Source organism: Paenibacillus sp. FSL H8-0034 (assembly GCF_038000305.1).
GTDB lineage: Bacteria > Bacillota > Bacilli > Paenibacillales > NBRC-103111 > Paenibacillus_S.
Genome location: NZ_JBBOBS010000001.1, coordinates 8,064,425 through 8,077,970, shown reverse-complemented (window position 1 = coordinate 8,077,970; position 13,546 = coordinate 8,064,425). Strand labels below are relative to the sequence as shown.

Genomic DNA, 13,546 nt, shown 5'->3' with positions numbered 1-13,546 from the left:
CCGAATCATATAATGTTCTGTTCACCAATCTATTTACTATTGTTGATATTTCCAGTTGATGGTATGATCACGGAGCTCATGGATTTCAACTCTTCTATCAATCGCACTGGTACGAACAGGGGAGGCATTGATCACAGGTCTGGTTTCACCGGCCCTCTCCATCCTTTGGAGTAGACGTTCTCTCAGCTGCTCTGTAATCTGCTGGTACCATTCCACGCCGATCAAATTATCTAATTCATAAGGGTCGGCATGCAGGTCATATAAAAATTCTTCTTCATAGACGTCTGAGCCGGAATCGTGCCAGCCGTTCCGCTCTTTGGCAGTAACACTGTATTTCCAGCGCTCGGTGCGGATGGCACGAGCAACTTTATCCTCGCTGATTTGAACGAATATTTCTTTATCCCAGTCGGTGTCTGGGCCACTTTTTCGGCATAACGGCAGTATCGAGTGCCCTTGCATTTGAGCTGGAACGGGGATTCCCGCAGCATCAAGCAAGGTGGGAGGCAGGTCAATTAAACTTACTAATTCGTGGATACGTCCTCCCCCGTTGAATCCTGGACCCACCAGTGCTGTCGGTACGCGAATGGAACTGTCATGGCAGGAGCGCTTATACTCCGCGTTGCGTGTTTTAAAATGATTGCCGTGGTCAGAGGTAAACAAAATAATCGTATTCTCCAACAAGTTCAAGCTTCTCAGCGAATCCATCAGCCTGCCGAGCGCCTCATCCAGCTTTCTGACCATCCCGTAATATCCCGGTAGATGCTGGGCTGCACTGCCTCCTAAAGCTGCAAGATCCGGAGGCATCCAATTGCCTATATTCTGGCGGTTGTATCCAAGAGGGGCGGGATAGTTATCAAGATGATTTTGATGGTGCGGCTCAAGGTAAGAAACAAACAGGAAAAATGGATCATTTTGATTGTCATCGATATATCGGATTGCCGCATCCGTAACCGCATCCACCCTGTAACCCGGCAGCTTCACCGCTTTCATCTCGTTGTTGTACATGACCGTATCGTAAGCGTCGGAGGAGTATTCGAGAACATTCGACGCCAGCCAGTATTCATAACCTCCCCGTTCACTCTCCGGCACCGGATCTTGTCCGGCAAGATGCCATTTGCCGATATAACCCGTGCGGAAACCATGCTCACGGAAATAATGCGCAAGCGTCTTGGAGCCTTCCGGCAGCGATATCCCATTTCTGTAACATCCCGATTGGGTCGCATACATCCCGGTTTGGAGGCAAGATCTCGCAGGTCCGCAAACAGGCTGACAAGTGAAGGAGTTGTAAACATGGGTGCCATTTTGTGCCATCCTGTCGTAATTGGGAGTTAATCCAAGCGGATTGTCATGTACGCCCGTAGTGTCCCACCTCTGCTGATCTGTAAAGAATACGATGATATTGGGTTTTTGCTTCTCTTTTTCTTGTATCATATAAATTCCTCCATATAGATGGTTTACTACCATAATCCTTGTCCGGTGATTCGGCGCGCCAGCCAATTCGTGAACAGCAGCATTAATAAACCTACGACTGATTTGAACAATCCCGCAGCTGCCGCAATCGAAAATCTTCCTAACGTCAACCCCACGCGATAAACATAGGTGTCAAGAATGTCCGCAACATTATACACGAGCGGATGATATAGAATGAAAACCTGATCGAATCCTGCGTTGAGTAAGTGACCGGTCTTCAAGATCATCAGGAGAATGATCGTACCGCTGATCGACGGCAAAGTAATATAAAGAACCTGTTTGAACCGGGAGGCTCCATCGATTTTTGACGCCTCGTACAGTTCCGGATTAATACCTGTTATGGCAGCCAAATAGATGACGGTTCCCCATCCTACCTCTTTCCAGATCTCGGACCAAATGAGCAAGCTGCGAAATTGATCAGGCTCCATCAGGGGTGAGCTTTTACTTCCAAATATAGCGAATATCCCAGAGTCCGGCGACAGGATGGTAAACATAAGCCCGCCAAGGACAACCCATGAAATAAAATGCGGGAAATAGATGACCGTTTGTACAACCCTTTTAAATAGGGGGTTTATAACTTCATTCAGTAATAAAGCCAAAATGACGGGTGCGGGGAAACCAAAGATAAGCTTATAAAAGCTGATCAGGATCGTGTTGCGCAGCGCCACCCAAAAATCAGGGGCGGCGAACAGCAAATTGAACCATTTTAATCCAGCCCACTCGCTGCCTAATATACCCTGTGATAACTTAAAATCTTTGAACGCGATGACGAGTCCGGCCATGGGCACATAATGAAACAGCGCAAAGTAAAGGAGACCGGGAGCAATCAATAAATAGTAATATTTATAATATTGCCATTTACTTCTATTTTTCTTTGATTTAGTAGTAGTTAGCTTGGCAGTTTGACTGTACATATCATTTCCCCTCACGTAAAAACAAGTGCAAATGTTATAATTGCTTCCGGTACTCCCCAGGGGTGACCCCGACAAATTTCTTAAAGCACCGAATAAAGCTGTGAACCTCGGCAAAACCGACCATGCCGCCGAGCTCTTTCAATGAATATCGATTGCTATCCTTGAGTAGTTCGATGCTTCGCTCGATCCGGTATTTAGCTACATAATCAACCAGCGATTTTCCCATCTGCTGCTTAAATATGCGGCTCAAATAACTGTTGCTTAACCCGACATATTCGGCAATATCCGTAAGCGCAAAGTTATCGCGATAATTCGCCTCTACGAATTGAACTGCCTTCAAGACGTATAAATTCGTGTTCTTCCTGTCACTCTGGGATTCAAGTTCATTAATAATCGTCTGAAGATAACTTTGCATCATCTGCTCAAGTTCAGCTATGTTATTGCATTCGTTTAACTTAAGCACGCTTTCACCGCTCAAGCCGTCTGTTTCGAATCCTTCCTGAATTAAGTCGTGGATCAGCGTACTGACCAGAATGATGACCATTCCTTGTACCTTTTCCCTGGAGTACTTTGAATTTGAAATGTATAAATGAAACAATTCAGTCAAGATATCGCCTGTTTTCGCCCGGTCATACGATTTCATACAGTACAGCAGCGCTTTTTCAATATGAATCGGGTACTCAAGCCTCTCGTCTTTTTCACGAATATCCTGCATAAACACGACATCGGAATGATTAATAGCTTTAAACCGGGCCAATTTCTTCGCTTGAAGATAGGAGCTCTGAATCCCGTCAAGTGACGGATAAGTATTGCCGAAAGAAAATTGCAGCGTTATATGGTACTCCCATTGAACCCGATCGTTGATGTTCTTGCAGCAACCCAGTAATGTGGATTTTAACGTTTCATCCAAGTGTTCACGATCCAGATTAACTACAAATCCGAACCGGTCGTCATCAAGCAAGGTGCCCCACACATGGAAATGCTCTTTGAGAACGCTTTCGGTCAAACTGAAGGCAAACAATTTCATCGTACTGTAGTTCTGAGCGTCCTTCTCATCCTGCAAACCGGAGGAAGCCAGCAAAACCACAAAATGTGAATTCGGAAAGGCAATCCCCATTTGCGAGAGACGGGAAGGGTTAATGGAATTGTTTGTCAGGTTATTGTTCAACAAGTCATAGATCAGTCGATGCCGGATTAAAGGTTCATTTTGATACATCATGCCTTTAATGGTTTGGTTCTCGTCCTGCAAACTTGCGATGACATTATTGACGAAATCATATGCATCGATTCCCCTCTGCTGCGATGTATTCCGTTGAATGGTACTGTATCTGGTCAAAATACGTTTCCAGGGACTGTACATCATGACCGAAAAAAGATAGGAAAATGCCAAGCCTATAGCAGTGATGACTATGACTACTTTAATAATTGAATATAGCTTTTCTTGGACTTTTTGCTCAAAATAACTGTTGGGCAGCAACTTCACGATAATCCAAGGTTGATTGGCAACTTTCAGATAACTGACAAAATATTTCTCGCCGTCAAGTGACACAATCCGGGTGCCCTTTTCTTGATTCCAGTTTCCTGTCATTAGCACGGAAGTAAAAGGAGCGGTTAACGAGCTATGTTGATTATTAAAGAGCAGACTTTGGCTGTTAGTGTCTATAATGAATATTTCATTATACTCATCATTAATCAGCTTTCGCAGCGCTTCAAAAAACTCTTCCTTTCTTGCATTGATCACCAAATTGCCCAATCCGTCTTTCCTTACCGATGGCAGATGACGGGTAAAAGAAATGACATCAAGCGAAGCGGCATCGGGGCGGTCCCTGATCGTTCTGATTTCGACCAAGTCTGTATTGTGCCTGTTTGCTTCTTCAATGATTTCTTTGTCATAAAATTCAGCCAGCTGGTACATGCCTTCGTTTGTCGTAAGTACTTTGTTGTTTAACTTAAAATAGATATACCCGGAATATATCAAGCCGCTTGCCGATATTTGAGTTTTGAAGCTTTCTTTCAGTTCCAATAAATCATAAATGCTCGCCTTAAAGGGATCGAAAAGAATAGAATTCAGGTTCGACATAAACGACAATTGCATGGATAAGCTATCCACTTTACTCATCAGCATTTCGACCTTTTGTTCCAGGTTCTGCATGCTGATGAGAACTGACCTCTCTGTTTCATCACGCAGCTCATTGGAATAGTTGTTGTAATAAATGATGCTAATGATCAGAGTAGGCAGCATGATCGTGAATATATATGACAGCAAAAGCTTCTTAAACAATTTATGCCGAACCAGGTTCATTCAGAGGACCCTCTTTTCATTTACAAAATCCCGTTCAAATTATGAAAAATGCATCTTACTTTTTCTTCCATTCCGCGTTAACTTGCTCCTCAATCAACTTCCCGCCTTGTTGATAGTATTTCTGAACAAACTCATCCCATTTGTCGATGGAGTAAGTTCCGCTCACAATTTTACTGTAGTATTCCGCCCATAATTTACCCAATTCCGGATAATCGAACTGAGCCGGCACCGTTTTCCAAAAGCTGTTCTTGATCAGGTTTTTGTTCGAGCTCTCCAAAGCGACAATCGTCTCGTCAGACGTCCAACGGCGGTCAGTTACAAAAAGGAAGCGCACCGGATTGGAGTAACCCTGCTCATACAATTCGGAGTAAGAACTAACCTTCTGTAAAATACGGTTTTTTTCCTTGTCGTAAGTGAAATGTTCCCCTTCTTTACCGTAAGTAACAAGACTAAATCCGCCGTTCGGTTTATCCGAAACGGACCAATCAAGCAGCTTCATTAACGCTTCCGTATTTTTGAAATTAGAGGAGACGCTACTGATATTGTTATTGGAGGGACTCTTCTCATTCCAACCAGACAATCCTTTCGGGCCTATCGGTGGCGCAAGGAAGTTGAACTTGGCGGTCGGTGTCACTTTTCTCAGTGAGTTCCCCAGCGGCTGCTTCGGATCAACGTCCATAGCTTGACCTTCAAAAACACCGATTTTTGAATTGATGATCTTCTCATCAAGCTGCTTTTTTTCAGTAATCAGAGATTCCGGGTCTATAATCCCTTCTTTATACCATTGCTGGAGCAAAGCCAAGGCTTCCTTAGCCTCAGGAAGAACCATTCCTTGCTTCAGTTGGCCGTTTCGTTCATGCCAGAAAGAAGGAATAACTCCGAAAGCGCCAAATATAACACCGAAATTCGGGTCCATATTGTTCGCCCTGACCCCGCCTAATCCATAAGTATCGTTCTTTTGATTTTTATCAGGGTCATTTTTAGTGAAAGCTTCTAAAACATCGTGCAGCTCGCTTAATGTTTTAGGTTGTTGTAGCCCGAGATTATCCAGCCAATCCTGACGGAAGATTAAGGTGCCAGTATTAGGTCCGTTAATCGGTTCAGGGCGATATCCAGCTGGCAGCGCATACAAATGTCCTTTGTATTTCAGAGATTCAAGATCTTTCGGGTCAAAGAGACTCACGGCATTAGGCAATAACTTCAGCATGTCGTCAAGCGGCTGAATTAACCCTTCGTCGGCAAATCGGGTCATGGTTGGAATATCCAGGTTGAAATAGTCTGGAAGCTCCCCGGAAGCGGCAAACAGATTGAGTTTGGTGAAGTATTCGGGCCCTGTAGCCGTCGTTACATCATAATCAATTCCTTTAAGGCCAGCAGCATCTAACGCCTTAAGAATTTCTTGCTTGCCTTTCCCTCCTCCTTTAGGATACTCAGGGGCTGGATAGTTTTTAAAAACCTTTATTGTAACGCTTTCATTTTGTTTTTCGGTTTTGGCAGCTGTACCCTCATTGGACGGTTGCTGGGTGCATGCCACAAGACTAACGGAAAGCAGGCCTGCTGTTGATATCTTCACACCTTTAAGGAACACCTTATTAATTAGAATCATCCCCTTAGCTTTTAATAGAACCAATCATTACGCCTTTTACAAAATACTTTTGCAAAAAGGGATATACACATAAAATAGGCAGTGTGGCCAGCACAATTGTTGCAGCGATCGCTGATTCGGTCGACGTATTGGTCAGCTGACCGCTTATTTTGGCAGCCTCCTGGCCTTTTATAACGTCCCAAAGAATTAATGACAGCGTATACTTCGACTTGTCGTTTAAGTAAATAAGCGCTGAGAAGAAGTTATTCCACCTCGAAACCGCTTCCCAAAGTGCGATTGTTGCAAGTACTGGCGTTGATAAAGGCAATATGATCGTGAAAAAGATTCGTATCGGGTTGGCGCCGTCCATCATGGCCGATTCCTCAAGTTCTGCCGGCAATGAAGCAAAAAAACTTCGCATAATCAAAACGTTGTACGCTGATATAGCGCCCGGAATGATTAAAGCCGATAGAGAATTGATCATTCCCAGTTCTTTAATCAGTATATACGTAGGAATGATCCCCCCGCCGAACAGCATCGTAAATAAGATTACGAAAGACATGAAGTTATTTCCCGGCAACCCTCTCTTGACTAAAGGATAAGCAGTCGAAGCCGTAAAAAGCAAGCTTAACAACGTTCCCACAACCGTTACGATAATCGTATTCCGGTATCCAAGCCAAAGGTATTTTGATTGTAGCATGTCGTAATAAGCAGATAATGTAAAATCTTTGGGCCAAAAGAAAAGCCCCCCACGCATGGATTCCTCCATTGAGCTTAAGGAAAGGGATACCTCGTGCCATAAAGGGTACAACGTCAAGAGGGAGAAAAGGATAAGGATAATAGTATTAGTTACATCAAAAATATGGCTTCCTGCACTTTTTTTTATTGCATACATACATTTCCTCGCTTTCAAGCTTATAAGATACACTTACGGCCGCATTCACATTATTAATCATTTTAATTTAAAAGGAAATCGATAAATACGGCGATAAGTGTATAGATTCGATCAATTACGGAAAATGTTCATGATGACAAAATTTATTCAGCCGGTAACCCGGTTAATTTACGGATTCTTGTGACCTTATGGATTGCATTCAAACCAGTCGTTTACTCACATGTCTTATAACATACTCGTTTTTGATTATTTTTGCATTATAATGTTTATATCGTATGGTACTCTAAATGTGCGGCGAATACGAGCGGAGTGGCCAAATTCTAACCTCAACAGAGACATAGGTTTGAATGAAGCGCTGAATACAAACTATCCATCAAGGGGTAACTTACCAAGAACGAAAAAGCGAGAAAATTGAACAAACTGGCTATTCGATCATTCGACTAAAATAAAATCCGACTTGGGTTCGCTTCTCGTTGTTGAAGGCGATTGGAGCGGTGTAATAGCGACCGACATGGCTTCTTTGAATGTCATGACACTTTCAATGGCTTATGAAGTCAAAAACAGCAGCGCTCAAGTATTCGCGGTAACGCCTGGATTCACCTCAACAGATCTTAACGGCAATGCCGCAGGCGGTAAATCGAAAGAAGCCGCCGCTGCGCTTATATTGGTTATGCGACAGATGGCAAACGTCATAACGGCGAATTCTTGGATGAGAAGGGTGTTTACTCCTGGTAACCCGCAACAGCCGAACACAAAAACTCTTGCCGACCATATCGCGGGCAAGAGTTTTTTGCATTCAAGATTCTAATTAAATCACGTTTATCAATTAATTTGTCCACTGTTATAACCAATTTCAAACTTACAATGGTTATGACTTCAGATCCCAATAGCGTGGATAAGGTCTGAATCCTAATGGCTCTGTTATCAATTGGATTCAAAGTGCAGGCACCATGTCCCCTCAGACAACGGCTTCACTGCGCACATCACCAATCGATAAATGGCATCGCCCCAAACTGGCTTTAACCTAGCTTCATCAGTGATGTGTACGGTTTCGATAGTAGCGGCCAAACAGTCCGGATTATAGCACACCACGACCTCTTGCCCCAATGCGATTCTGCCTTCCTCCAAGACCCGTGGTTCAACCGCCAGCATGAGATGGAGGCGCGTTCCCTCACCAATCGTCTCCAAACAAAAATCGTCGGAAACTGTAACCCGCTGCTCTTTTCCCCGCCCAAGCTCGATTCTGCGAGTCCACCTAACGACCCCCGCTTCCTTCGGGTAAGCTTTGGAGAGATCCAATTGGAACATTGCTTTTTCCTTATTGGCTTCATATTGGACCATCCCGGCCCGATATATCGTACCGGCCTTTTGCGAATAGCCGGCGATAAGTGGAACATTGTGGTAATCCGATTGCATCGTCCAGATGTCATACCTTTCAGGACTAAAAGTCTTGGCTGTGTACATCTCGACTCCGACGTCGATCACGATGGGGTGGCCATGATGATAAACGATAAAATTGCCGATATCGTTGTGATTGTGTCTTTCATTATTATGTCCACCTTTGGCGGCTACATAAAAACCTTCGGATGTCCCCGCATGTTCTCTCGCAGCCATGAATTCGGTATCTGGAAACCATATATCCCTCTCGTAATGATTAGGGTTAATCTCGGCTAACTCAGTCATTTCTTTATATAAGAAAATACCGGGCACGATCCGATAGGGAGAGGAGCTCCGTTTGTTCTCGAATGCTTCAGGCCCCCTGCCGCGCAGTGCTTCGACACCCAGGTTTTGAAGTTTGCGATCCCCGATCCGAATCCCGTACCGATAGACCAAGGAGGGGTTGACCGACCAATGGGCACTGCCATCTAGCTTGGCTGCTCCGTCCGCGAAGTTTACATAGTAATTGCCTGCGATGTGGGCGCGATAAATATATTGGCCGATACGGTGAATTAAGGGGGTATCGAAAAAGTCGATTCGGCCTGCAGACGCACAGTACAACAAATCTAGGCATTCAAAGAGTGCACCCCCCGAATATCCCCAATATCCAGGACCTTCGTCACACCCACCGTCTTCTGGCACGCAATTCATATAAACGTCTAATGAACGCAGAGCCTTGACAACGGCCTCAGACCGCCGTTCAATGTCATCCTCTATCAGGATAAAGGCAGTTAAACAGTTCCAGTTGCACCATGGATTCCAGTTGTTGACGTTGCTTACCTGAAAACCCATCCAGCTGTAATCATCCCTACGGAGAAATGGTCCCATTATCCGACTTTCGATCTCATCGCGTATTCGTTGAATGATCAATGGTGAAACCTCTATCAATGAATCCTTCAGTAAATACGCGGTCCATGCAAGGACCGAAGAGGTCTCGCCGGCAAATAAATCGATCGTGGGTCTACCGATATCTGGCAATATTTGCTCGTTATGTGCGGGAAAACCCCAGAAGGATTCTTCACAAATACACCAGATGCCGTTCAAGATATCGTCTAGAAATCGTCCTTGGTGTTCAATGCACTCGGCAATAACCAAATCAACGAGTGCATGTCTTCGGGCTATGGAGAGACGTTCATATTCCAAGCGGTTACCAGTTCTTCGGTAATCCATAAAAAGGATAGCAGGCAAGGATGGCCATGCGTAAGCAAGCTTATGGGTTCCTTTATTTATATAATAATCCTTGATTTCTTTGGGAAGCGTGCCCCAACGCTCCCTGTTTCCTAATTGGAGCACGGTATCCAGATCAGCGGTTGGGAACAGAGCTTGTTTAATATATTCTTCACGGTAACGTTCAGATAACATGGTTTACCCCTCTTTTGGAACATAGGTTCTGGGCACGGATTTAAAGATTTTTCTAGACAATATGAGTGTTTTTTTGTGCTTTAGGCAAGCTGATACTTTAATTTCTTTCAAGTTAGATGGATGAATACACGACAAAGTTTTGGCTTTAATTAGCTCTCCGATTTCAACCGCATATGTACGGATACCTGCTGCCTTCCCTCGATTTGCAGGATCCCATACTGACCGTTCCGGTTGGCAGTCGTCTCGCCCAGCTGCTTCATGGAAGCAGCGCTTTGGATTGTAAAAGCATAGCTGCCCAATCTTACCTCAATCAAATCAGAGTTTTCTACGACCTGTGTGTGATCTCCACCCGTAGTTTGCAGCAGCGGAATTCGATAAACCATTTCAGCTGATTCCAGTGAATCGATCTCAGCCGAAATGCTAACTGCAGATTCGCTTATTGTGTAGCATTCTGTTACCGACCTGCAGCCTGTTAAGGCGGCTCCAAAGTATTCAAGCTCGAATACTAGCCGAGTCGGGGATATCTCTTGCACGTGAAGCCGATGCTCCAGTCCAACAGATAAGTCGCTTAGAAATACGAGTTGTCCGTTCTCATCCTTCCAGCCAGGGCCGATAGCCAAATTCATTGCCTGCACACCGTTGGGAAGCTGGTAGCTCGGTGTTGCGGTACACGGAGTGGAAAGTCCAAGTTCGCTGGGCACTCCTGCTCGATGAATCCGTCCAAGCCCGGTACTGTCGTAATGGTGATCTGCTTTCGTATCGATCTGTAAGGAATAACCTGCTACATTGGCAAACACCTTGTGAAAGGCAGGTGATGTTTCCCAAATGAAACCGCCCGTTTCAGCAGGACAAGGCAGCTCATCGATCTCATCATCAGCGAACAAAAATGCAATGTAAATGAAGGAGCCCAATGTAGCCATATATTTATCATAGTAGCCGTAAAACTCAGTACCGATTTTTGAGTCGATCGGATACAGGTTTTTAAGATGACGTGGAGGGTCCTGCTCAAGCCAGCGCATTATCGATTGTACGGCCAGGCGAGCGCTGCGCTTAAACGCTCCGGCAGTTTTTAGATCACCCAGTTCCTTATAGCGGCATGCCTCGTACTCCGCATTGGCCGCAATCAGCGCCTCATTGAACAAAAACTGGTTGCTGCGCCCTCCATACGGGAATTCTCCGGATGCGGATTGCATGAATAACGTGCTGAGCCCGGCTTTTTTCAGCATATCGTCCAGCCGTCCGCTGAAAGCACCTTTGTAGCCGTAGCCCAATAAAAGCTGGATTTGACAGCGTGTCGTCAGATCGTATAAGATCGGACAGTTCGGGTCCATATACATACCGTTACTGTCAAACAGCTCCAGCTGCTTTGGCCAGTGGACGTCAAAATAGGTCTCGGTATCGGTCAGTCCGACGATCTCTCGTAAATATTCGCCCACCATATTGTAAATATTGATGTTGTGGAGCTGGTCGTGTCCATCCTCGCCAAGTCGGTGCACATAATTTCGCTCAGGCTCTATCAGGGACAATAAAGCAAGTAAGCGTTCCCTCACGTTTACATCTAATTGTTCTTCTATAGCGAGAAAAGCAAGCATGATCTCCTTCACCGAAAAGTCAGCCATCTGATTGCCTTCGCTCTGATGCAGATCTACGCAGCAGGCCTCCATCATTCGGTCCCATAATGGGGCATAATCCGCTAAACGTCCTTGCGCGATCAGGATGCCCATGATGCTGGTGATCCGGGCATATGCCTGCAAATCATCGATGCGCTCATCTGCGCTGGAAGGAAGTCTGCGTTCCAGTTCCTCCTTGCTGTAGGCGTTCAACGTTTGTTCCATAATATCGAGATAAATGCTCTTTGATAATCCAGTGTTAGTAAAAGTGGACGGGATCGGTTGGTTTCTGACCCACCCTAACATATCTTGCAGCATGTTGTTTCCTCCTATGGGCTTTCCAACGGAAAGCCTGCCTCGTAAGCATCCAGCTATGGGCTTTCCTGTGGAAAGCCTTCTTCGTAAGCCTCCAACGGTTTTATTTCGATTTCAACGGGTTATTTCGCCCCCCCAACGCGTTTCTGATAAGAATCATTCAGTTCTTTGCTCATCTTCTGGAAATCCGCATCGGTTTGCAGCTTTTTCACAAAATCGTCCCAGGCCGTAATCGGCTCTTTACCATAAATGACCTTGGTCTTGATATCCTGAATCTTCTTGTTCAATTCCGGTCCTACGGTAAGCGAGGTTTCCGAATACAAGCCGACGGCTAAACTAGGCACGCTGATTTTGGAGCGCTCATCGATAACCTTTTTATTTCGTTCCAAATAATCGTTAGGCATACCATTGCGGAAAGCGCGTTGGTACTTATCATTTTTGTATAAAATCTGTTTGAAGGCGCCTTGCGTTACCAATTCCTTCTGTCCTAATTCGGTGAAAACCTTATTACCGTCTTTTTCCGTGTAGTGCGTATCCTTTATTCCATAGCTTACGAGATCCCAAGCTTCATCGGAGGCTCCATAATCGAGCAGTTCCATAATTTTTTTCAATTTGGCTTCGGATACCTTTTTATTGATGACATACATTCCGTAAAAGCCGGTATCCTTGCTGGTGAAACCGTTGACGCTGACCATAGGCTGCAAGTCGGCCTGCGGATTTGTCTTGCGCAGCTCTTGGGTAGGCTCCCACGCAGCCTCTGGCGTATCCGATCCCATTCCCGCTTTACCAGCTTTCATCATATCCTTGGCCTGAGTGGCCTTGAGAATCGCAAAATCCTCGGGAATCAGCTTTTCCTTATAAGCCTTGTTCAGAAATACCAAAGCTTCCTTTGTTTCCGGAAGCGTATTGATATTGACCAGCTTGCCGTCAATGAGCTTCCAGGAACCGTTCGTTTGGTTAAAGGCCGATTCAATCCATCCCAAGGAACCCATGCTATCCTGAGCTACATAAGCAGCATATGCCTGTGTATCGGCTTTACCATTACCGTCTGGATCCTGCTGGGCGAAAGCTTTCCACACCTTGTACAGCTCATCTGTCGTTTGCGGAACCGTTAAACCAAGCTTGTCAAGCCAGTCTTTGCGAACGTAGGGGAAACCTCCGCCTTCGGTAGGGCGAACCCTTGGAACCCCATAGTTTTTCCCATCCTCCATCTTGGTGAATTCCCAGGAATCCTTGGGAAAGTCGGCCAGCTTCGGGTATTTCTTGTACACATCAGTGACATCCCAGAAAGCGCCCTGCTGCGCAGATTTACGGATGACCGGAACGAACGGATCAAGTACGAGCATCAGGTCAGGCAGATCGCCAGAGGATAAGGTTACATTCATCTTTTCTTCATAATTGTTGGGGGAAAGCCAACTGACCTTAAGACTTGTATTTGTTTTTTTCTCAATTTCTTTGAGGATTGAATTGTTCGCATCTGGTGGTTCAGGTGAGAAGAATGTGGTCATAATGTTGATTTCCGTCGGCTTGGCTGACGCAGGGTCAGCAGCGGCTCCCGTACCGGAATCCGTCTTTCCTGCACAAGCGCTTAATAACGATAAGGTGAGTAAACTGGCGGTGCAGACAACCGTTGTTTTCTTGATTGATTTCATAAAA

Annotated in this window: 9 protein-coding genes; 1 reads left to right on the top strand and 8 read right to left on the bottom strand. The window is 45.2% G+C overall.

From position 1 onward, the window contains the following. Positions 1-36: 36 nt before the first annotated feature. From NST47_RS36040 to NST47_RS36020, 5 genes are read right to left on the bottom strand one after another with little or no spacing between them, the layout of a single operon-like run. Positions 37-1,431: a sulfatase-like hydrolase/transferase gene (locus NST47_RS36040; protein WP_341159398.1), complete on the bottom strand. Its 1,395-nt coding sequence runs from the start codon at positions 1,429-1,431 to the stop codon at positions 37-39. A 26-nt stretch (positions 1,432-1,457) separates the two neighbouring features. After that, positions 1,458-2,384, bottom strand: coding sequence for an ABC transporter permease (locus tag NST47_RS36035; protein ID WP_341159397.1), 927 nt, complete (start codon positions 2,382-2,384; stop codon positions 1,458-1,460). Between the two features lie 34 nt (positions 2,385-2,418). Then, on the bottom strand, positions 2,419-4,686 hold the full coding sequence (locus NST47_RS36030; RefSeq protein ID WP_341159396.1) for a helix-turn-helix domain-containing protein: 2,268 nt from the start codon (positions 4,684-4,686) through the stop codon (positions 2,419-2,421). A 55-nt stretch (positions 4,687-4,741) separates the two neighbouring features. Continuing rightward, positions 4,742-6,259 (bottom strand): extracellular solute-binding protein, encoded by a 1,518-nt coding sequence (locus NST47_RS36025; RefSeq protein WP_341159395.1) that lies wholly within the window; start codon positions 6,257-6,259, stop codon positions 4,742-4,744. A gap of 37 nt (positions 6,260-6,296) precedes the next feature. Further along, positions 6,297-6,833 (bottom strand): carbohydrate ABC transporter permease, encoded by a 537-nt coding sequence (locus NST47_RS36020; RefSeq protein ID WP_341159394.1) that lies wholly within the window; start codon positions 6,831-6,833, stop codon positions 6,297-6,299. An 844-nt stretch (positions 6,834-7,677) separates the two neighbouring features. Between NST47_RS36020 and NST47_RS36015 the strand changes: the two genes are divergently transcribed. Next, on the top strand, positions 7,678-7,974 hold the full coding sequence (locus NST47_RS36015; RefSeq protein WP_341159393.1) for a hypothetical protein: 297 nt from the start codon (positions 7,678-7,680) through the stop codon (positions 7,972-7,974). 116 nt (positions 7,975-8,090) lie between these two features. Here the strand turns inward: NST47_RS36015 and NST47_RS36010 are convergent, their stop codons facing one another. The 3 genes from NST47_RS36010 to NST47_RS36000 all read right to left on the bottom strand — a co-directional run bounded on the left by NST47_RS36010 (position 8,091) and on the right by NST47_RS36000 (position 13,542). Further along, positions 8,091-9,965 carry a heparinase II/III domain-containing protein gene (locus tag NST47_RS36010; RefSeq protein ID WP_341159392.1) on the bottom strand — a complete coding sequence of 625 codons (1,875 nt, stop codon included), beginning with the start codon at positions 9,963-9,965 and terminating at the stop codon, positions 8,091-8,093. Positions 9,966-10,114: 149 nt separating this feature from the next. Continuing rightward, positions 10,115-11,893, bottom strand: a complete 1,779-nt coding sequence (locus NST47_RS36005; protein WP_341159391.1) for a hypothetical protein — start codon at positions 11,891-11,893, stop codon at positions 10,115-10,117. A 119-nt stretch (positions 11,894-12,012) separates the two neighbouring features. Continuing rightward, positions 12,013-13,542 carry an extracellular solute-binding protein gene (locus NST47_RS36000; protein WP_341159390.1) on the bottom strand — a complete coding sequence of 510 codons (1,530 nt, stop codon included), beginning with the start codon at positions 13,540-13,542 and terminating at the stop codon, positions 12,013-12,015. Between the last annotated feature and the right edge of the window lie 4 nt (positions 13,543-13,546).

Bases quoted from the DNA above. Each gene is read 5' to 3' on its own strand.
- NST47_RS36040 (WP_341159398.1), bottom strand. From the start codon at position 1,431: ATGATACAAGAAAAAGAGAAGCAAAAACCCAATATCATCGTATTCTTT.
- NST47_RS36035 (WP_341159397.1), bottom strand. From the start codon at position 2,384: ATGTACAGTCAAACTGCCAAGCTAACTACTACTAAATCAAAGAAAAAT.
- NST47_RS36030 (WP_341159396.1), bottom strand. From the start codon at position 4,686: ATGAACCTGGTTCGGCATAAATTGTTTAAGAAGCTTTTGCTGTCATAT.
- NST47_RS36020 (WP_341159394.1), bottom strand. From the start codon at position 6,833: ATGTCTTTCGTAATCTTATTTACGATGCTGTTCGGCGGGGGGATCATT.
- NST47_RS36015 (WP_341159393.1), top strand. From the start codon at position 7,678: ATGGCTTCTTTGAATGTCATGACACTTTCAATGGCTTATGAAGTCAAA.
- NST47_RS36010 (WP_341159392.1), bottom strand. From the start codon at position 9,965: ATGTTATCTGAACGTTACCGTGAAGAATATATTAAACAAGCTCTGTTC.
- NST47_RS36005 (WP_341159391.1), bottom strand. From the start codon at position 11,893: ATGCTGCAAGATATGTTAGGGTGGGTCAGAAACCAACCGATCCCGTCC.
- NST47_RS36000 (WP_341159390.1), bottom strand. From the start codon at position 13,542: ATGAAATCAATCAAGAAAACAACGGTTGTCTGCACCGCCAGTTTACTC.